This window comes from Flavobacterium cheonhonense (assembly GCF_035671315.1).
GTDB classification, from domain to species: Bacteria; Bacteroidota; Bacteroidia; order Flavobacteriales; family Flavobacteriaceae; genus Flavobacterium; species Flavobacterium cheonhonense.
In genome coordinates, this window is the sequence record NZ_JAXAVY010000001.1 from 17,920 (window position 1) to 37,497 (window position 19,578).

General features: G+C 40.8%; 18 protein-coding genes. 5 read left to right on the forward strand and 13 right to left on the reverse strand.

All coding sequences use genetic code 11. The features are described 5' to 3' along the window. Positions 1 to 58: 58 nt before the first annotated feature. Genes SK086_RS00110 through SK086_RS00125 form a run of 4 tightly spaced genes read left to right on the forward strand, consistent with a single transcriptional unit; the run spans position 59 to position 3,652 of the window. Positions 59 to 706 carry a flavin reductase family protein gene (locus tag SK086_RS00110; RefSeq protein ID WP_324688762.1) on the forward strand — a complete coding sequence of 216 codons (648 nt, stop codon included), beginning with the start codon at positions 59 to 61 and terminating at the stop codon, positions 704 to 706. Next, positions 696 to 839 (forward strand): DUF2256 domain-containing protein, encoded by a 144-nt coding sequence (locus tag SK086_RS00115; RefSeq protein ID WP_290874942.1) that lies wholly within the window; start codon positions 696 to 698, stop codon positions 837 to 839. Before SK086_RS00110 ends, SK086_RS00115 begins: the two co-directional genes overlap by 11 nt. Further along, entirely contained in the window at positions 812 to 2,119 is a 1,308-nt protein-coding gene (locus tag SK086_RS00120; protein WP_324688765.1) for a DASH family cryptochrome, read from the forward strand. The genes SK086_RS00115 and SK086_RS00120 overlap by 28 nt, the downstream gene beginning before the upstream one ends. Beyond that, the gene (locus tag SK086_RS00125; RefSeq protein ID WP_324688767.1) at positions 2,120 to 3,652 is read left to right on the forward strand and encodes a cryptochrome/photolyase family protein; all 1,533 of its coding nucleotides are present in this window, start codon (positions 2,120 to 2,122) and stop codon (positions 3,650 to 3,652) included. On the opposite strand, the gene SK086_RS00130 is transcribed toward SK086_RS00125, so the two are convergent. The 13 genes from SK086_RS00130 to SK086_RS00190 form a co-directional block, all read right to left on the reverse strand. Further along, positions 3,649 to 6,036: a penicillin acylase family protein gene (locus tag SK086_RS00130; RefSeq protein WP_324688769.1), complete on the reverse strand. Its 2,388-nt coding sequence runs from the start codon at positions 6,034 to 6,036 to the stop codon at positions 3,649 to 3,651. The two genes, SK086_RS00125 and SK086_RS00130, sit on opposite strands and share 4 nt — an antisense overlap. Before the next feature lie 125 nt (positions 6,037 to 6,161). After that, entirely contained in the window at positions 6,162 to 7,250 is a 1,089-nt protein-coding gene (locus SK086_RS00135; RefSeq protein ID WP_324688771.1) for an agmatinase family protein, read from the reverse strand. Between the two features lie 37 nt (positions 7,251 to 7,287). Then, positions 7,288 to 8,571: a kynureninase gene (gene kynU / locus SK086_RS00140; RefSeq protein WP_324688773.1), complete on the reverse strand. Its 1,284-nt coding sequence runs from the start codon at positions 8,569 to 8,571 to the stop codon at positions 7,288 to 7,290. Between the two features lie 240 nt (positions 8,572 to 8,811). After that, positions 8,812 to 9,861: a tRNA preQ1(34) S-adenosylmethionine ribosyltransferase-isomerase QueA gene (queA, locus tag SK086_RS00145; RefSeq protein ID WP_324688775.1), complete on the reverse strand. Its 1,050-nt coding sequence runs from the start codon at positions 9,859 to 9,861 to the stop codon at positions 8,812 to 8,814. Positions 9,862 to 10,019: 158 nt separating this feature from the next. Next, entirely contained in the window at positions 10,020 to 11,270 is a 1,251-nt protein-coding gene (gene aroA / locus SK086_RS00150; protein ID WP_324688777.1) for a 3-phosphoshikimate 1-carboxyvinyltransferase, read from the reverse strand. Beyond that, positions 11,270 to 11,596, reverse strand: coding sequence for a DMT family transporter (locus tag SK086_RS00155; protein WP_324688779.1), 327 nt, complete (start codon positions 11,594 to 11,596; stop codon positions 11,270 to 11,272). Before SK086_RS00155 ends, aroA begins: the two co-directional genes overlap by 1 nt. A gap of 1 nt (position 11,597) precedes the next feature. Further along, positions 11,598 to 11,924, reverse strand: coding sequence for a nucleotide pyrophosphohydrolase (locus SK086_RS00160; RefSeq protein ID WP_324688781.1), 327 nt, complete (start codon positions 11,922 to 11,924; stop codon positions 11,598 to 11,600). A 1-nt stretch (position 11,925) separates the two neighbouring features. Further along, positions 11,926 to 12,378, reverse strand: a complete 453-nt coding sequence (gene dtd / locus SK086_RS00165; protein WP_324688783.1) for a D-aminoacyl-tRNA deacylase — start codon at positions 12,376 to 12,378, stop codon at positions 11,926 to 11,928. A gap of 3 nt (positions 12,379 to 12,381) precedes the next feature. Then, positions 12,382 to 13,362: a ribosome small subunit-dependent GTPase A gene (gene rsgA / locus SK086_RS00170; protein WP_324688785.1), complete on the reverse strand. Its 981-nt coding sequence runs from the start codon at positions 13,360 to 13,362 to the stop codon at positions 12,382 to 12,384. A gap of 89 nt (positions 13,363 to 13,451) precedes the next feature. Continuing rightward, a complete protein-coding gene (locus tag SK086_RS00175; RefSeq protein WP_324688787.1) occupies positions 13,452 to 15,107 on the reverse strand; it encodes a hypothetical protein in 1,656 nt (551 codons plus the stop codon). A gap of 103 nt (positions 15,108 to 15,210) precedes the next feature. Then, entirely contained in the window at positions 15,211 to 16,293 is a 1,083-nt protein-coding gene (locus tag SK086_RS00180; protein ID WP_324688789.1) for a bifunctional 3-deoxy-7-phosphoheptulonate synthase/chorismate mutase type II, read from the reverse strand. 36 nt (positions 16,294 to 16,329) lie between these two features. Beyond that, positions 16,330 to 17,472, reverse strand: coding sequence for a pyridoxal phosphate-dependent aminotransferase (locus SK086_RS00185; protein ID WP_324688791.1), 1,143 nt, complete (start codon positions 17,470 to 17,472; stop codon positions 16,330 to 16,332). Between the two features lie 68 nt (positions 17,473 to 17,540). Further along, complete coding sequence (locus tag SK086_RS00190) at positions 17,541 to 18,368, reverse strand: prephenate dehydratase (protein ID WP_324688793.1); 828 nt, start codon at positions 18,366 to 18,368, stop codon at positions 17,541 to 17,543. Positions 18,369 to 18,670: 302 nt separating this feature from the next. Here SK086_RS00190 and gldA point away from each other — a divergent pair, with 302 nt between their 5' ends. After that, positions 18,671 to 19,573, forward strand: coding sequence for a gliding motility-associated ABC transporter ATP-binding subunit GldA (gldA, locus tag SK086_RS00195; protein WP_324688795.1), 903 nt, complete (start codon positions 18,671 to 18,673; stop codon positions 19,571 to 19,573). The last annotated feature ends 5 nt before the right edge of the window (positions 19,574 to 19,578 follow it).

Genomic DNA, 19,578 nt, shown 5'->3' on the forward strand with positions numbered 1-19,578 from the left:
ATTTGTTTAATTATTTTTTATTTTAGTTAAACAAAAATTACCTTTGAAATAAAAACACATGAAAAAAATTAAGTGTTCCGAATGGGATTCGCTTTCCAAAATACACCGGCTGAACCTAATTAACAGTTGTACCGGTTATAAATCGGCCAACCTCATCGGAACCAAATCGCCAAACGGAATTCCTAATGTAGCTGTTTTTTCTAGTGTAACCCATTTGGGCAGCAGTCCGGCTTTGTTGGGATTTATCTTGCGTCCGAATGTAGTGCCCAGAAACACTTATAACAACCTCAAAGCGACCGGTTACTTTACAGTCAATCATATCGCTCAAAACATGATTGCCCAAGCCCACCAAACATCCGCGAGCTATGATGCTGAAATTTCAGAGTTTGAAATGGTGAATTTGGAACAAGAATACTTGTCTGACATTGATGTGCCGTTTGTAAAAGACAGTCCGGTTAAATTGTTGTGTCGCTACTTAAACGAATACGAAATTGTGGAAAACAACACCATACACATCATAGCGGCCATTGAAGAAATTCATTTTCGAGACGAAATGTTACATAACGATTATTGGCTGCAACTCGACCAAGGAGAAGTAGTAGCTGTAAACGGATTAGACGGCTACTGTTTGCCTAAAATTGTGGACCGATTTGACTATGCGCGTCCGAACACTCCAACCAAATCCATCTTAAAAAATGGCACATAAAAAAGTGAACTTGCCCGAAAAAATTTGCAAAAGCTGCGGATTGCCTTTCAGTTGGCGCAAAAAATGGGAGAAAAATTGGAATGATGTACTTTATTGTAGTGACCGATGCAGAAAAAACAAAAAACAAGCTTAGTTTGGTTTCGTAATGATTTACGGGTGAACGACCAAACGGCTTTATACCAAGCCGTAAAAGAAAGTGAACAAGTCATCGCTTTGTTTTGCTTTGACCCGAGGCATTTTGCCGAAACCGAATATGGTTTTAAGAAAACGGAAAAGTTCAGGGCTAAATTTCTGATGGAAACGATACAGGAATTGAGGCACAATTTACAGCAACAGCAAATCAGTTTATTAGTCTATTTGGAAAAACCGGAAGTAATAATTCCGAAACTGATTACAGACTATAATATCGAAGCTATTTATCTTCAAAAAGAATGGACGTCAGAAGAAACAGCTGTGACTGATGCGTTGAAAAGCGCACTGAAAAACATCACTTGGCAGGAAACCTATGACCAGTTTTTATTCCATCCCGAGGACATCCCGTACACCGAATTCAAAAAAATCCCCGAAGTCTTTACCGAATTCCGCAAACAATGTGAAAAAATGGTACGCGTAAAAAGTCGTTTGGAAACGCCAAAACTTCCCGATTCGAATTTAGTAGAAAACACCACTGTAATTCCTTCACTAACCGATTTAGGATACGAAGTGTTTGAAACACACCCTAAAACTGCTTTCCCTTTTCAGGGCGGCGAAAACCAAGCACTTGCTCGTATTGAGGCTTACTTTTGGGAGACCAAAAAACTATCGGTATACAAAAAAACACGCAATGGTTTGGTGGGTAAAGATTACAGCTCCAAACTTTCAGCTTGGTTGGCCAACGGCAGTATTTCGGCACGAACCATTTATTGGGAAGTGAAACGTTACGAAAAAGAAATCGGTGCCAATGAAGATACCTACTGGTTGATTTTCGAACTCATTTGGCGCGATTATTTCAAATACATTTCGCTCAAACACGGCAACAAAATTTTCCAATTACAAGGCATTTTAGGGAAAAATTACGACTGGAAATTTCACCCGAAAGCCTTCCAACAATGGACCAACGGACAAACCAAAGAACCTTTTGTAAACGCCAACATGATTGAACTCCAACAAACCGGTTGGATGAGTAATCGCGGACGGCAAAACGTGGCCAGTTTTTGGGCCAAAGAATGGGAACAAGATTGGCGCATAGCCGCTGCTTATTTTGAAAGTATGCTAATCGATTATGATGTGCATTCCAACTACGGCAATTGGGCCTATAACTCGGGTGTAGGCAATGATCCGCGTGATCGAAAATTCAATATCAAACGCCAAGCAGAAATGTACGATGCCAATGGTGCCTTTCAAAAACTTTGGTTACAAACGAGCTTATTTTAGATGAAAACACTGCGACTGATTTTAGGCGACCAGCTGAACCTTGAACATTCTTGGTTCCAACAAAAAGACGATACCGTTTATTATTTGATGGCCGAAGTCCGTCAAGAAACCGACTATGTAAAACACCACATCCAAAAGGTAACCGCTTTCTTTTTGGCGATGCGGAATTTTGCGGAAAAGCTGCAGCAAAACGAACATCAGGTTCGCTATTATAAAATCTCGGACTTGGACAACCTGCACGATTTTGAAAAGTTAATTCAGAATGAAATTGCAAGGCTGAACATCACGCATTTTGAGTACCAGCTCCCGGATGAATACCGTTTGGACGAACAATTAAAAAGAATTTGTCAAACTATAGGAATCTCTTCAATAGCATGTGACACGGAACATTTTTACACCGAAAGAACCGAGTTGGGTCGGTTTTTCCAAGGTAAGAAACAACTGTTAATGGAAAGTTTTTATCGTATGATGCGCAAAAAGCACCATGTATTAATGGCAGGCGAACAACCTTTGGGCAACCAATGGAACTTTGACCACGATAACCGAAAAAAGTACAAAGGTGAAGTACCGGTACCGAAAGCCAAAGCATTTTCAAAAACAGTTACTGATGTTGTAGCTGAAATCCAAAAGGCCGGTGTGATTACTTTTGGCACAATTGACCCTAATAACTTTGTTTGGCCGACTTCCAGAGCCGAATGTTTAGAACAATTGCAGTATTTCTGTCATGAATTATTGCCGCATTTCGGTACCTATGAAGATGCCATGCACACTACCGAGCCACATCTGTTTCACTCACGTTTGTCGTTTGCCATGAATGCTAAAATGCTTTCTCCCAAAGAAGTCATCGATTCAGTAGTACAGCATTTCTACCAAAATCAAGACCGCATTACCTTAGCGCAAGTCGAAGGGTTTGTGCGTCAAATTTTGGGTTGGCGCGAATATGTGCGAGGAATTTATTGGAAAGAAATGCCGCATTATGCTCAAATGAACGCTTTAGAAAACCACGAACCTTTGCCTGATATGTATTGGACGGGAAAAACCAAAATGAATTGCATGCACCAAGCGCTGCGTCAGAGTTTGAACGACGCTTACGCGCATCACATTCAGCGATTAATGGTGATTGGTAATTTTTCCCTACTTACCCAACGCCATCCCGATGCCGTTGACGCTTGGTATTTGGGCGTATATATCGATGCCATTGAATGGGTAGAATTGCCCAATACTCGAGGGATGAGTCAATATGCCGATGGTGGCATTTTGGCTACCAAACCTTATGTGTCATCCGGAAGTTACATCCAAAAAATGAGTAACTATTGTGATTCCTGTCATTATAAGGTAAAAGACAAATTCGGCGACAACGCCTGTCCGTTCAACAGTTTGTATTGGAATTTTTTAGACGACAAAAAAGCGCATTTTCAAAACAACCAACGCATGGCGATGATGCTAAGTTTGTTGCAAAAAATGAAGCCCGAAGAGTTATTCCAACACAAACAGCGCGCGGCTCAAATCATCGAAAATCCGGATGCGTTTTAGCTCTTAGGTCGGAAAACAACTTTAGTAGAAGATGATTCAATCTCCTTTTTATTCAACTTCATTTTTCTGAATTTACCGTTGACAAACAGTTCCGATTGGTCACTGTAATGTTTACTCATCGGATTACCGCTTTGGCCGGTGGGCAACACACTCCAACTGTTTTCGACATCTGAAAAATCAACAATGCGTCTGGTTGACGGTCCGCCTTTGATTGGAAGAATCGCATCATCGGTATAGATAAACAATTGGTTGTTGATGACTTCATTCGTACCGGATATCGGAAACGGTCCCACATTGAAAAAACTACTGAACAATTTTACTTTCCCTATCGGATGTTGGAAGGTCACTTGGTGTACTTTGCTCCACTGCCATTGCGAAACATCATTGCCTAATTGGGTTTCCAAAGAAGCTACAGCTTGTTTAAACGATTGGGTTAGGATTTCTGATTGGGTTTCTTTTTTGTCTTTGGTAGCCACATTATCCCACCAAGGCGAGGTGGCATTTGCTGTTTGGTTTTCTATCATTTGTTTGACAATATGCGTGCTGAGTAACAACTTAAAGTTCTCTTCTCCAAATTCATCTTCCAAAGTGGCTTTCAAATAATGATAAAACCATTTGTTGTAAATCGTTGGCGCGATGTCTTCCAATTCGTGTGTGGCTTTCCAGGATTGCAATACCGATAATGCCTGTTTTTCGTTGGCTGTGAAATCTTGGATTTGCAACGGTCGAGTCATATTACCCACTATGGTTTGAGCGGTTGCCGAAGTGTTATCGACGATCATTTTGGAAACGTCTTCTTTGGTCCAATTATTTTTGACTTTTAGCAAACCGTCGATTCGCACGGCGCGATCTTTGGGCAAATAGTAACCCGGATACAAATAACCGTTGACAGGCGAAGGTTGGTTGTTCGAACTGTACACATAATGCCAAGGCGGATTGATTGCTTGCGGATTTTGAGTAAACGGCAACCATTCTTTTTGGTCGTCAGTACCGTTTGCGCCATTTAAGATGAAATTACCATTAACGGTTTTGGGTAATTTATAGAGTTTTCCCGAAGTAATCCAGGCGATATTGCCTTTGGCGTCGCCGTACATTACGTTGAGTCCGGGTGCATGAATCAATTCGATGCTGTTATGGAAATGCTCCAAATTCTCCGAATGGGACAAGGCGTAAACCGCTTCTAAAATTCGGTTTTTTTGCTGGGTGAAAATCCATGACATAGACACCGATTTATCGCTTTGCAAACCGTCCAACAAACCGTTAATAATTGGTCCGTGTTGGCTGGTTTTTACATTCAACTTGACCTCTGTACTGTCTTTGACTTTAATGATTTTTTGTTGGTAGGTATAATTTTTATAACCATCCGGTGTTTTGTATTGTTTCGGATTGTTCGGATTCTCTTCTTCGGCAAAGAAATCCACATCATCGTTTTCAAACATGGTTAAGCCATAGGCATAATCGTGATTGTGACCCAATAATGGAAACGGCGTTCCGGCGATATAGTAGCCATACATTTCATAATCGGGACAAACGATGTGCGCTTCGTACCAAGTTCCGGGTTGGGCATACATGATGTGCGGATCATTGGCTAAAATCACTTTGCCGTTTTTGGTTTTTTCGGCACCAATTACCCAACTGTTACTGCCGATAAAAGCCGGTACCGGAGAAGCTTCAAGCAAATTGGCCACGGATTTGGAGATTTCGCTGTATTCCTTATATTTCCCTTGAAATGATTGTAATTGTTGGGTTCCGAGATCGCCATTAATCCCAAAATCTTTTAAATAATCCATACCAAAACGGTCACGGATATCGGTCATCAAAGGATCGGTTTTTTGCGCCATCGCAAAACTGAACGACATGAAACCGAAAATATTATAGACGTCTTTCAACGTAAATTTTTCTTGTTTGATTCCCAACAGTTGAATCTCTACCGGAGTCGTTCCGTTATCGATATACTGATTGATACCATCCAAATAAGCTTGTGCTAAAATATAGGTCTGCGATTTTTTATCCAATTGAGCTACCGCTTTAGCAGAATTCTCATCAATTCCGATGCCGGCAAAAAACTGATCGGTTTTCAAAACCGGAGTTCCGAAAATTTCAGCCAATCGTCCAGGAGCAATTCGGCGCATGAGTTCCATTTGCCACAAACGATCTTGCGCATGCACATAACCCAAAGTGGTCATCGCATCTTTTTGGTTGTCGGCATAAATATGCGGCACACCATAGTCGTCATAGTAAACCGTAGTTTCCTTGGCTAAATTTTGGAGTTGGTACTCGCCTTCATAACTCGGCTTGGTGTATTGCAAATAGGCGGCTCCGATAATGACAATTAAAACAACGACAACAAATAGCGCCAGTAGGATTTTCTTAATGCGTTTCATAGGAAAGGGATTGAATACTCAAATATAAGGAATTGGAAGGCACGAAGTACGAAGTGAGCAGTACGAAGTTTGGAAATTTATACGAAAAAGAAACCCTCTCGTTAGCGAAAGGGTTATTGTTGAATTTATTGTCTTTGGAAGTTGATTTTCTGTCCGACTTGTAATCCGTTATTTTTGGCTAAGACACCGCACATGTGAAATAACATTCGGGCACCCACATTACCGTCCCAATCGTCGGTTTCGCCGGGTGCGACTTCTACCAAATCGAAGCCGATAATTTCTTTACCGCTATCGGCTAATTTATTGAACAAATAAGTGGCCTGTTCAAACGAAAATCCACCAGGAACCGGCGTTCCAGTATTGGGGCAATACCACGGATACATGCCATCAATATCAAAACTGATGCATACTTTTTGCGGCAAGGAAGCAATAATAGCATCACATTGTTCTGCCCAAGTTTTGCCTTCGAAGGTTTCCTTTTTTAAATCGGCGTCCGTATTCACCAATACACGACCTTTTGCTTTTTGTACTACCTCAACTTCTTGTTCACAGAAATCGCGAATCCCCACTTGCACTAATTTAGAAATCTGCGGAATTTGCAACGCGTTGTACATGATAGAAGCATGAGAATAAGTAAATCCTTCGTAAGCAATTCGCAAGTCCATGTGTGCATCCAAATGCAGGATTCCGAAATTGTCATGAACCGATGCCAAAGCTTCGTAATAGCCTAGCGGTGTGGAATGATCGCCACCCAAAAGCACTACTTTTTTGCCTTGTTGCATCCAGTGTAACACGCGGTCTTTGACTTCGGTGTGCAACTCGCGGCATACTTTATTGATTTTATCCAAATCGGCTTGGAGTGCCGGATAATTTTCTACAGCTTCACCGCTTTCCAACAACTCGATAATCGGTTGTGCTAAATCTTTGTATTTCTCGGAATTCTTTTTCCAATGTACAGGCGCTTCGTCAAGGTAAATACCGAGTTTCCACAATTCCGGAAAATCTTGGTGGTTTAAATCCACTTGAAAAGAAGCGTCTAATACCGCATCCGGACCTTCCGAAGCACCGGCACCGTAGCTTACGGTTACTTCCCAAGGCACAGGAATGACTATGATTTCACTTTGTTCGGCCGAAAACGGCAAACCAAAAACGGTAGCATCGGCTAAACCGGGTTGCGAGGGATCGAAATTGGCTATGATTTGTTGTTTTGTCATAAAGTTACTGAGTTGCTGAGGCGCTGAGTGCCTAAGTTTATTTTTGTAGTGTGAGTATTCCTTGTTTTAAAATTTGTCCGAACTCGTACATATCTTCATACGAGCAATAGAATGGCGCCGGCGCTAAGCGAATCACATTAGGTTCACGCCAATCGGTGATGACGCCGTTTTGCATTAAATAATCGAACAGGCTTCGGCCTTGCCCGTGGAGGAAAACCGAAAGTTGGCAGGCGCGCTCTTCCTGATTGGACGGTGTGATGATTTCAAATTCGGCTCCTTCTAACTCGGCGTCGATTTCGTGTAAAATGAACTCTAAATACGCGGTTAGCTGATTGCGCTTTTTAATAAGTTTTTCCATACCGACTTCGGCAAACATTTCGGCTGAAGCCAAATACGGTGCTAACGACAAAATGGGTAAATTACTCACTTGCCAACCGTCGGCACCGTTTACCGGATCAAATTGCGGTTCCATTTTAAAGCGGCGTTCTTTGTTGTGTCCCCACCAACCGGCAAAACGCGGTAAGTTGGTCGTGTGGTGTTTTTCGTGTACGAAACAACCGGAAGCATTTCCGGGTCCTGAGTTCATGTATTTGTAACTGCACCAAGCGGCAAAATCGACATTCCAATCGTGTAAGTGTAACTCGATATTTCCGGCGGCGTGTGCTAAATCGAATCCGACCTTGGCCCCTACTTTATGTCCGGCTTCGGTAATAGCTTTCATATCGAAAACTTGTCCGGTGTAATAATTGACACCCCCGATTAAGACCAGAGCCAGCTCCTCGCCTACTTCATTGATTTTGGCAATGATATCTTCTAAACGAATATTGTGTTCGCCTTCGCGACGTTTGATTTCTACGATAGCCTCTTCGGGTTTGTATCCGTGAAAGGCAACCTGACTCTGGAACATGTATTGGTCAGACGGAAAGGCCTTTTCTTCGCAAATGATTTTATAACGAGTGGCTGAAGGTTGGTAAAACGACACCATTAACAAATGCAAGTTGATGGTAAGCGTGTTCATTACGGTAATTTCCGAAGGTTTGGCGCCAACAATTTGACTTAACGGTTGGGCAAATCTTTCGTGGTAATCCCACCAGGGTTTGTTGGCGTAAAAATGGCCTTCTACGGCTAAGTTGGCCCAGTCGCTCATCACCTCATCTACATATTGCTTGGTGCGTTTGGGTTGTAAGCCCAGGGAATTTCCGGTAAAGTATACCACGTTTTTACCGTTGTGTTGCGGAAAAATAAATTCGTCGCGGTAGTGTTTAAGTTCGTCTTGTGCGTCCAGTTGTTGGGCGAACTCGCGGGTATTTTGAAACGTCATGGTTGTGTTTTTTTTTGCGGTGTAAAAGTAAAAAAAAGGGATAAGAAAAAAGGGATAAGGGATAAGTTTTAATGTGCAGATTGCCCTAGCCCCGATTGCAGTGGAAATCCTTTTTAGCTTTCCTTTTTCTGAAAGCTGAAAAGATTGTAACGGAAAGCGGGAAAGAGCTTCAAAAAAAATCCCAATCTCGTTTAATAACGAGATCGGGATTGTATCATTAGACTCACAAATGAGTTCAAATTAGATGATTAACATCGCGTCGCCGTAAGAATAAAAACGGTATTTTTCTTTGATGGCTTCTTCGTAGGCTTTTTTCATTAGGTCGTGACCACAGAAGGCGGAAATCATCATAAGTAAAGTCGATTTTGGTGTATGGAAATTGGTAATCATACAATCGGCGATGCTGAAATCGTAAGGCGGGAAGATGAATTTGTTGGTCCAACCCGTGTAAGGATTTAGCGTTCTGTTGGATGAAACGGAACTTTCGATGGCGCGCATGGAAGTAGTTCCCACGCAACAAATTCTGCGTTTGTTTTCTTTAGCTCTGTTAACGGTATCACAAGCTTCTTGGTTGATGATAAGCTCTTCGGAATCCATTTTGTGTTTAGACAAATCTTCCACTTCTACCGGGTTAAAAGTCCCTAAACCTACGTGAAGAGTGATTTCGGCGAAGTTTACCCCTTTAATTTCCAAACGTTTCAACAAGTGTTTGGAGAAGTGTAAACCGGCAGTTGGAGCAGCTACAGCTCCTTCTTCTTTGGCGTAGATGGTTTGGTAACGCTCGGCATCCTCTTCTGTTACTTCGCGGTTGATGTATTTTGGGATTGGGGTTTCTCCCAATTCGGTTAATTTTCTTCTGAATTCGGTGTATGAACCGTCGTATAGAAAACGCAAAGTTCTACCGCGAGACGTGGTATTGTCGATTACTTCTGCCACTAACGAATCGTCGTCGCCAAAATACAATTTGTTTCCGATACGGATTTTACGCGCCGGATCTACCAGTACGTCCCAAAGGCGTTGTTCGGCGTTTAATTCACGCAACAAAAACACTTCGATACGGGCGCCGGTTTTTTCTTTGTTTCCGTACATGCGCGCCGGGAATACTTTAGTGTTGTTTAAAATCATCACATCGCCGTCGTCGAAATAATCGATTACATCTTTGAACAATTTGTGTTCGATGGTTTTGGTTTTTCGATTTACGACCATTAATCTGGATTCGTCTCTGTTTTCTGTTGGAAATTCCGCAAGTAATTCGGCCGGAAGATTAAAGTTAAAATGAGATAATTTCATCTAAAAAAGTTTAAAAGTTTTAAGTGATTCCAAAAGTTAATTTGAAACGCCTGCAAATATACTATCGTGAGATAGGCGTTGTCAAGTGTTTTGGGGTTTATTTTTGAAAATGAGGTGCTAAGGAGCTGAGACACTAAGGTCCTGAGGCTTTTAGTGTTCTATTGTTCGGCTACTAAAAATCCTGCTGATTTTAAATCGGTCCAAAAAGTTGGGTAAGATTTCGACACCACTTCGGCTTCTTCGATTACTATCGGCACTTTTAGCGCTAAAGGTGCAAAGGCCATGGCCATGCGATGGTCTTGGTAGGTTTTGATGCTGATGTTTGGATTGATGTTTTCGGATTGTGACAAAGTTAAGCTTTCATCGGTAACCGTAACATGAGCCCCCAATTTTGTCAGTTCGGCTTTCAACGCTTCTAATCTATCGGTCTCCTTTATTTTAAGCGTATGCAAACCCGTTAAGTGGCAAGGTAATCCAAGTCCGAAACAAGTAACCGCTATGGTTTGGGCGATGTCGGGACAGTTATTGAGTTGTAGGTTATGGGTTGTAAGTTTTGGGTTATGGGTTTTTCTTAACAGTATACTATTGTTTTCGAAAATCGTTTCTACTCCAAATGCACTATAAATTTCTACTAAAGCGCTATCGCCTTGCAAGCTGTTTGGTTTGTAGCTTGATAAAGTGATTTCGGTTCCGATTTCAGACAGCGCCATGATGGAATACCAATAGGACGCGGAAGACCAGTCGCTTTCAATGGTGAATTGTGAATTGTGAATTGTGAATTGTGAGTGTACTGAAATTATATTGTCAACAAAAGAGGTTTCTACTCCGATTTCGTTGAGCAACGCCAAAGTCATTTTGATGTAAGGTACAGAAGTGATTTCGCCTTCTAAAGTTAGTTCCAGACCGTTTTCCAGTTTTGGAGCAATCAGTAACAAGGCCGAAATATACTGACTGCTGACATTAGCCGGTAAGGAAACTTTGGAGCGCGTCAACTTTTTCCCTTTGATGCTTAGCGGCGGAAAACCTGCTTGTTCTTCATAACTGATTTCGGCGCCGAGTTGTTGTAGGGCTTCGACTAAAATTTTAATCGGGCGTTCTTTCATGCGGGTTGAACCGGTTAGGATGACTTCTTTTCCTTCTTGTATGGCAAAGAATGCGGTTAGGAATCGCATGGCGGTACCGGCGTGATGAACGTCTACAAGTTGAGGGTTGTGAGTTGAGGGTTGTTCGTTTTGTAATGCTTTCGACATCACTTCTGAATCGTCGGAGTTGGAGGTATTTTCCAAACTAAGATTCGGATACAAGGCTTGTAACAACAATAAGCGATTGGTTTCCGACTTGGAACCGGTGATGGCGAATTGCAATTGGCGGGTTGCGGGTTGTGGGTTATAAGTTAGCTTTAGGTTCATTATTCCGAAACCACTTTTAATCCGACTATAGAAATAATCAACGTGCTGATAAAGAAAACGCGCCAAAAAGTAGCGGGTTCCTTGAAGACTAAAATCCCGACTAAAACGCTACCAACGGCTCCGATGCCTGTCCACACCGCATAAGCCGTACCGATGGGCAACTCTTTAGTCACCTTGACCAACAGCACCATACTGAGTGTTAAGCATAGTAAAAAACCACCGTACCAAGACCACATAGTTGTTCCTGAAGTTTCTTTGGCTTTACCAAGACAGTAAGCAAAAGCAACTTCAAATAGTCCGGCGATAATTAACAGTAACCAATTCAATTTATTTCAGTTTTTCGTTGTTGTGGTGGCGATCATGGTCGCGTTGGGTTTTCAAGTCCATTTTTTTTTCAAAAGCCGCTTGCAGGTCGACTCCGGTTTGGTTGGCCAAGCACAAAACCACAAAAACAACATCGGCTAGTTCTTCGCCTAAATCTTTGTTCTTGTCGCTTTCTTTTTCCGATTGTTCTCCGTAACGACGGGCGATGATTCGGGCTACTTCACCGACTTCTTCGGTGAGTTGTGCCATATTGGTTAATTCGTTAAAATAGCGAACACCGTGGTTTTTAATCCAATTATCGACTTCGATTTGGGCGTTTTTGAGATCCATTTTATTCTTTATTTTTAGTATCAATAACAATCGTAACCGGACCATCGTTTAGTAAGCTAACTTTCATATCAGCGCCAAATTGACCGGTTTGGACTTTCTTCCCCAATTCGGTTTCCATTTGCGCTATGAATTGTTCGTATAACGGAATGGCAATTTCAGGTTTGGAAGCTTTTATATAGGAAGGTCGATTGCCTTTTTTGGTCAAGGCGTGAAGCGTAAACTGACTTACAATTATCATGTCGCCATTTGTATCTTTCAGGGATAAATTCATGACACCGTTTTCATCCCCAAAAATTCTAAGATTGGCAATTTTGGAACATAGCCAAGTAATATCTTCTTGATTGTCGGAATCTTCAAAACCAATTAAGACCAACAAACCGTGCTGGATATCGGCTACTTTTTCGCCTTCTATGGTTACGGAAGCTTGTGAAACTCTTTGAATGACTGTTTTCATGCCTTATGATTTTCGTGTTTCATCACTGGCGATTCTGTCATCGTTGTAAGTGTCTGAACGGTAATGCTCGTCATCGCCTTCTAAGATTTTCAAGTAACTGTTGTAGCGCGACCAGGCAATTTTGTCTTCTTCCAACGCTTTCTTGACGGCACAATGCGGCTCTTCTTTGTGCAAACAGTTATTGAACTTGCATTGGTCTTTCAATCGGAAAAACTCGGGAAAATAATCGCTGATTTCTGTCGGCTCCATATCCACAATACCGAACCCTTTGATTCCGGGCGTATCGATAATTTTGGCACCGAAAGACAAATCATACATCTCGGCAAACGTAGTAGTGTGTTGGCCTTGCATGCTTTGTTCCGAAATGTGTTTGGTTCTCAAATTGAGCTCCGGTTCTAAGGCATTGACTAAGGTTGATTTTCCTACGCCCGAATGCCCGGAAAACATGCACACTTTTTCTTTCATCAGGTCTTTCAACGTTTCAATGCCTTTGCCGTTAACAGCAGAAACGCGTATACATTGATAGCCTATTTCGGAATAAATGTGTTGCAAATACAATTGTTCATCCAACATCGCCTCATCGAAAGTATCAATCTTATTAAAAACCAATACGGCTTCTATGCCATAAGCTTCGGCGGTGACTAAAAAGCGATCGATAAAACTGGTAGTTGTTGGCGGATTATTAATCGTTATTAGTAAAAAAACCACATCAATATTAGCGGCAATGATGTGCGTTTGCTTGGAAAGATTAACCGATTTTCGAACGATGTAATTCTTCCTATCGTGAATGTGATGAATCAAACCAATGGTTTCATCAGTAGAATTGTCTAATTCAAAATCAACTACATCGCCCACAGCAATAGGATTGGTACTTTTGATGCCTTTGATGCGGAATTTTCCCTTAATACGACATTCAAAAACCTGTTGGTCTTCGGTTCTTACCGTATAGGAACTTCCGGTTGATTTATAAACTAGTCCTGTCATGGTTTGGAATTACAAAGTACAAAGGTAGAAAAAATGAAGCCTATTTTATTTAAAAACAAAAGGCTGTGAAAATTTCACAGCCTTTTGGGTTAATCTTCTAAGATCATTCTGCCTAACTTATCCAATTTCTTGCGGGAAGAATAAATGATAAATTCGTTTTGACTCTTACGATAATAAACGCCCGGACGAATAACCAATTCGTTTTTAACAACTTCTTCCGGATCTTTTCGGGTGATTTGTCCTTTGCTGTCGAAAACAAAAACCGATGGTACTGCATTATTATAATTGCCTAAGGCTTTGATTTCTTCAATATCAGTAACGCCTTTATTCTTTACGTTATCGTTGAAAAGCAAGTTTAAAACACCGTCTTTGTATATTGGAATCGCACCCAAATATTCCGGTCCTTTACCCATTTGCGCCAACGGAATAGCCATAGAAACACCAACGCTAAAGCTTCCGTTGCTGCCTACAGCACTAAAAGCAAACGACATGGTCGTTACTGTAGCCGATTGTTCTTTCGGTAACACATTACTCCAATCCAACGAACCGTCGGGTTTTAAGCAAGTCACAATGATTTCGTTTTTAGTGTAAGTCACTGGTGTAAAGGCCAACGGACCAATTCCGGAACTCTGACCTACATACACAAACTGCAATTCAGACAGTACAATAATACCTCCGTCGTTTTTCTCGATTAAAGTAGTGATGCTGTATAATGGCTTTAAGTCTTTGCCTTTTTTGGCTCTTCTTTCGCCCAACAATTTTACTTTCGTCGCATAATCGAATTCGTTGAATTTCAAATTATCATTGGTATTGGTAGCCAAATTAATGGTCGCATTGTAAACTCCTTTCAACTCTTTATTGGCTTTTCCGTTATCGCGAACACTGGAATAAAATCCAACCAATTGCAAGGTGTTTTTATTGGTAGACATCATTTTACAATTGATGATTTCTTTGCCTTTGATGTTGATGTCAATCACTTCTTTCTTATAGTTATTGGCTCTTTTGAAAGTGTGAATTTGAAACTTCTCTATTTGTTCTTTCTTTTTTGAATCGCGGTAGCTTTCATTAATTACCAAGAAAACATCGTCTTGAAAATTCAATTCAAAATCCGAAATCGTAAACTCATAATCTTTTTTGCTGTCATCAAAATTTACTTTTTCTTCACTGGAAAATAAAGTAGCCAATTTATCATCAAACAACTTTACTTCGTATTTGATAGCATCTTCCTTAGGAAAACGAGAAGTGTGCATGATTAACAAAGCGCCTTCATCGGTAGATTGTTTGAAATAAAATCCGCCGCGCTCTGATTTTTTGGCCACTTCCGAATTGAATAAGGTAGTGGTGGTTTTGCTGATGATGCCTTTTTCAGAAATTGCGGCACCAATTAAATTGAAAATTTTTTCTTTTTTATTGTACACACTTCCAATGGCATACAAGGTATTGTTGAGTAAAAAAACATCTTCAAAATCAACTTCTTTGTCACTAATTTGAGGTATTACAATAGGATTAGAGGAAAGCAACTTCATGGTTTTAGAATCGAAAATCTTCAAGAAATAATCTTCTTTTTCCTTGAAGCCAAGGGCGTAGATTTTGTCACCCGTTTCTCCGATTATTTTTACGATTTTTTGTTTGTCCTCCGGCAATTCTTCGCCATAAGTCACGTTGATTTTATCGATTTTGTTTTGTGCATTCAAGCTTATGCAACTGCAAACAAAAAAGACAAAACCTAAAAAGGTTTTTTTCATTTTGGTTGTTTTTAAATTAAATAGGTTGTTCTTATTGCGCCGCAATGATACAAAAAAAACCTGCCAAAATACTGACAGGTTTCATTTTTATCGAATAGTATTGTTAACTATTAATAATTTTCTCCTGATGCGAAATACTTTCTTGGTGAATGGCTTTGAAGATTTTTAGGATGAACTCTTCACTCAAGCCTTTCTCTTCTCCGTCTAAAATCATTTTACCTAATATTTCGTTCCAGCGTTTGTTTTGCAAAACGGCTACATTTTTTTCTCTTTTGAGAGCTCCGATTTTGTCGGCTACTTTCATTCTTTTTCCTAAAATCTCCAACAGTTTTCGGTCGTATTCATCAATATCCACACGGAATCTGGACAAACGACTGTTGTAATCATCGGCATCATCCGTTTCTTTTCTGATTCTTAAATCGAGGAAAATTTGTTTCAAAACCGTTGGCGTAACTTGCTGAGCCGCGTCACTCCAAGCGTTGTCTGGGTCGACATGGGTTTCAATAATCAAACCGTCGTAATTCAAATCGAGGGCTTGTTGCGATACTTCTTGTATCATATTGCGCTTTCCGGTAATGTGCGACGGATCGCAAATCAGCGGCAAATCGGGGAAACGATTCTGCAACTCGATGGCCAATTGCCATTCAGGGATATTACGGTATTTGGTTTTTTCGTACGTCGAAAACCCTCGGTGAATCACTCCTAACTTTTTAATACCGGCATTGTACAAGCGTTCCACACCGCCTATCCACAAAGCCAAATCAGGATTTACCGGATTTTTGAGCAGTACAATTTTATCCGTACCGGCCAAAGCATCGGCGATTTCCTGAACGGCAAACGGATTTACGGTGGTTCTGGCACCAATCCACAACACATCAATATCATGTTCCAAGGCTAACTTTACGTGAGCGGCGTTAGCAACTTCGGTAGCCATCAACAAACCGGTTTCGGCTTTGGCTTTTTGCAGCCATTTCAAACCGATGGCGCCTACTCCTTCAAACCCACCCGGACGTGTGCGAGGTTTCCAAATACCGGCGCGGTATATCGACACGTCTGAATTTTTAAGTTCGTGGGCAATTTTCAATACTTGTTCTTCTGTTTCCGCACTACAAGGTCCGGCTATAACCAATGGATGAGTTAAGTTAAAATCATCCAACCATTTTCTGTTTTCTGCTGTAATATTCATAGCTGTTTTTCTACTGTAAAATTAGTGTCTTTTCTTTTAAAATCGGTCAATTGCTTCCTGAATTTTTGCTTCGGAAACACAGAGCGAAAAGCGAATATAGCCTTCACCGTTGCTCCCGAAAATACTGCCCGGCGTGATAAAAATGTGTTTGTCGAGCAACACCTTATCGATAAAGGTTTCTGCTGAAATCCCTTCGGGTAATTTGGCCCAAACGAACATCCCAACACTGTTTTTGTCGAAAGTGCATTCCAGCTTTTCGGCCAAATCAAACAACAACTGCCGGCGTTTGTGGTAAACTTCGTTTTGCTTACGAAACCAATCATTTCCCAGTTTGAGTGCTTCGACTGCGCCTTTCTGAATGCCGTAAAACATACCGCTGTCCATGTTACTTTTTACTTTTAAAACGGCCTCAATCAGATTAGCTTTGCCTAAAATCATACCCACGCGCCATCCGGCCATGTTGTAGGTTTTGGAGAGCGAATTGAGTTCCAAAGCCACTTCTTTAGCGCCTTTTACTTGTAAAATCGACAAGGGAGTATGGTTTAAAACAAAGCTGTACGGATTGTCATTAACAATTAAAATTTGGTGTTTTTTACCGAAAGCAATTAGCTTTTCAAACAGCGCCATAGTCCCGTTCGCTCCGGTAGGCATGTGCGGATACGAAACCCACATCAACTTAACTTTAGACAAATCCATTTGTTCCAAAGCCTCAAAATCGGGTTGCCAATTAGTGGCAGCTGTTAAATCGTAATAAACGGCTTTGGCCTGCACCAATTCGGTTACCGAAGCATAGGTCGGATAACCCGGATTGGGAATCAGCACTTCATCACCTTCATTTAAAAATGCCAACGAAATATGCATGATACCTTCTTTGGAACCCATTAACGGCAAAATCTCAGTATTCGGATTTAAAGTCACGCCAAACTGTTTGGTATAGAAATCGGCCATACCTTGTCGCAACTCCGGTAACCCTTGATAACTTTGATATTCGTGGGCTTTGGCATCGTTCATCCCTTGTACCATGGCTTGTATAACGGAGGCATCCGGCGCCAAATCCGGGCTACCGATTCCCATATTGATGATGGGTTTACCCTCGGCCACGAGCTGGCGTACTTCGCGCAATTTTTTGGAAAAATAATATTCCTGAACGCTGTTTAATCGGTGGGCAGTTTGTATCATATTTTTTTTAAATTTCAATGGCAACAGGAATGTTCAATACTAATCATTGATTTTTGATATTGTAATTGTTATTGTTTTCCTTTTTGGTATTCTCCCAGCACTTTGAAATGCGTGGTCATCAAAGCCAATATGTTTTTGGCCTTTTCATAGTGTTTGTATTTTTTAAAAATCACATCTACAAAAAATGAATACTGAAACGGTCGGTCAATAATCGGCATGGATTGGATTTTGGTTAGGTTTAGTTTGCAATTATTCATCACGTTTAAAACCGTAGCCAAGCTACCGGGCGTGTCGTCCAATTCGAATTTCATTGAGGCTTTGTTGATGGTTTCTTTAGGCCATTCTTTGTTGGTGGTTTTAACAATCACAAAACGGGTTTTGTTGCTTTGAACGGTGTGAATTCCGGCAGCCAGAATTTCCAAATCATACAAGTCTGCCGCAATCGGAGCCGCTACAGCGCCAATGCCTTTGAGTTGTTGTTCTTGAATACGTCGAGCGGTTTCGGCCGTATCGCCACTTTCCACCAATTTGATATGCGGATATTGACTAAAGAAAACAGCGCACTGTAATAAAGCTATAGGATGCGAATGCACTTCTTTGATGTCCTCAATTTTTTGCCCTTTCAAAACCATCAGGTTCATATGAATATCCAAATAATGCTCGCCAATAATGTGTAAATTGTTACGATCAATCAAGGCATAATTCGGGATAATCGACCCGGCTATGGAATTCTCCAATGCCATTACGCCTTTTTGCGAACGATTATTAATCAAGCTTTTGACCAAATCGTCAAACGACATACATTCGTCTAAACCATCAACTTGCTCAAAATACTGTTGGGCCACTTGGTGGTGAAAGGAGCCTTTGATGCCTTGTATCGCTATTTTTGTTTCCATACATCCAAAAAAAAATCCCAACTTTCGTTGGGATTTCTATTACTGTTACTTGTTTATTTATTTTTTTACATAACACAATACCAATCCCTTTTTCTGTCCGAAGAAGAAATAAAAGAAATAGGTATAAAAAGTGTTAAATTGTCTCATAGTGCTGATTGACTTTGGCTAATGTAAAAAAATAAAACTTAGCTTTTACAGAAACCATGCAAAAAATCTACGGAAACGTTTTCGCTGCATCATAAAAGCGGCAATTTTTCGTTATCCTTTTATTAATTATTACATTTGTTCCAAATAGTTCGTTTATGTCGATAGAAGTTCAAAACATCTCCAAAAGTTACGGTGCCCAAAAGGCACTGGATAAGGTTTCATTCTCAGTCAAAAAAGGAGAAATTGTTGGTTTTTTAGGTCCGAATGGCGCCGGAAAATCAACTTTAATGAAAATTTTAACGACTTACCTCAACGCCGATGAAGGTGTGGCTAAAGTTAACGGCAACGATGTTAACGAAGCCCAAATTGAGGTACAACAATCTGTAGGCTATTTACCCGAACACAATCCGCTTTATTTGGATTTGTACATACGAGAGTACTTGGCTTTTAATGCCGATGTATATAAAGTAGCCAAATCACGTATTGAGGAAGTAATTGAATTAACCGGTTTGACTCCGGAAAGCCATAAAAAAATCGGACAGTTGTCTAAAGGCTATCGTCAAAGGGTAGGCTTGGCCACAGCACTACTGCACAATCCCGAAGTATTAATTTTAGACGAACCCACTACCGGATTAGATCCGAACCAATTGGTAGAAATCAGAAATGTGATTAAAAACGTTGGTAAAGACAAAACCGTTTTTCTTTCTACACACATCATGCAGGAAGTTGAAGCTATTTGTGACCGTGTCATTATTATTGATCAAGGTAAAATTGTAACCGATAAAAAACTCGACAAATTGGTAGCTGAGGAAAAAGAGCAAATCATTGAAGTTGAATTTGACAAAGCGGTTACTAACGAAACCCTGGCCACTTTAGCCAACCTGAAAACGTACCAAAACAATGGCGACAACCTTTGGTTACTAACCTTTAATACCGAAGAAGACATGCGCCCGAATATCTTCGATTTTGCGCAAGCCAACGGTTTGAAAACGCTGCAAATAAGTTTAAAGAGTAAAAACTTAGAGCAAATTTTTAGGGAAAAAACCAAGAAGCAATAATATTT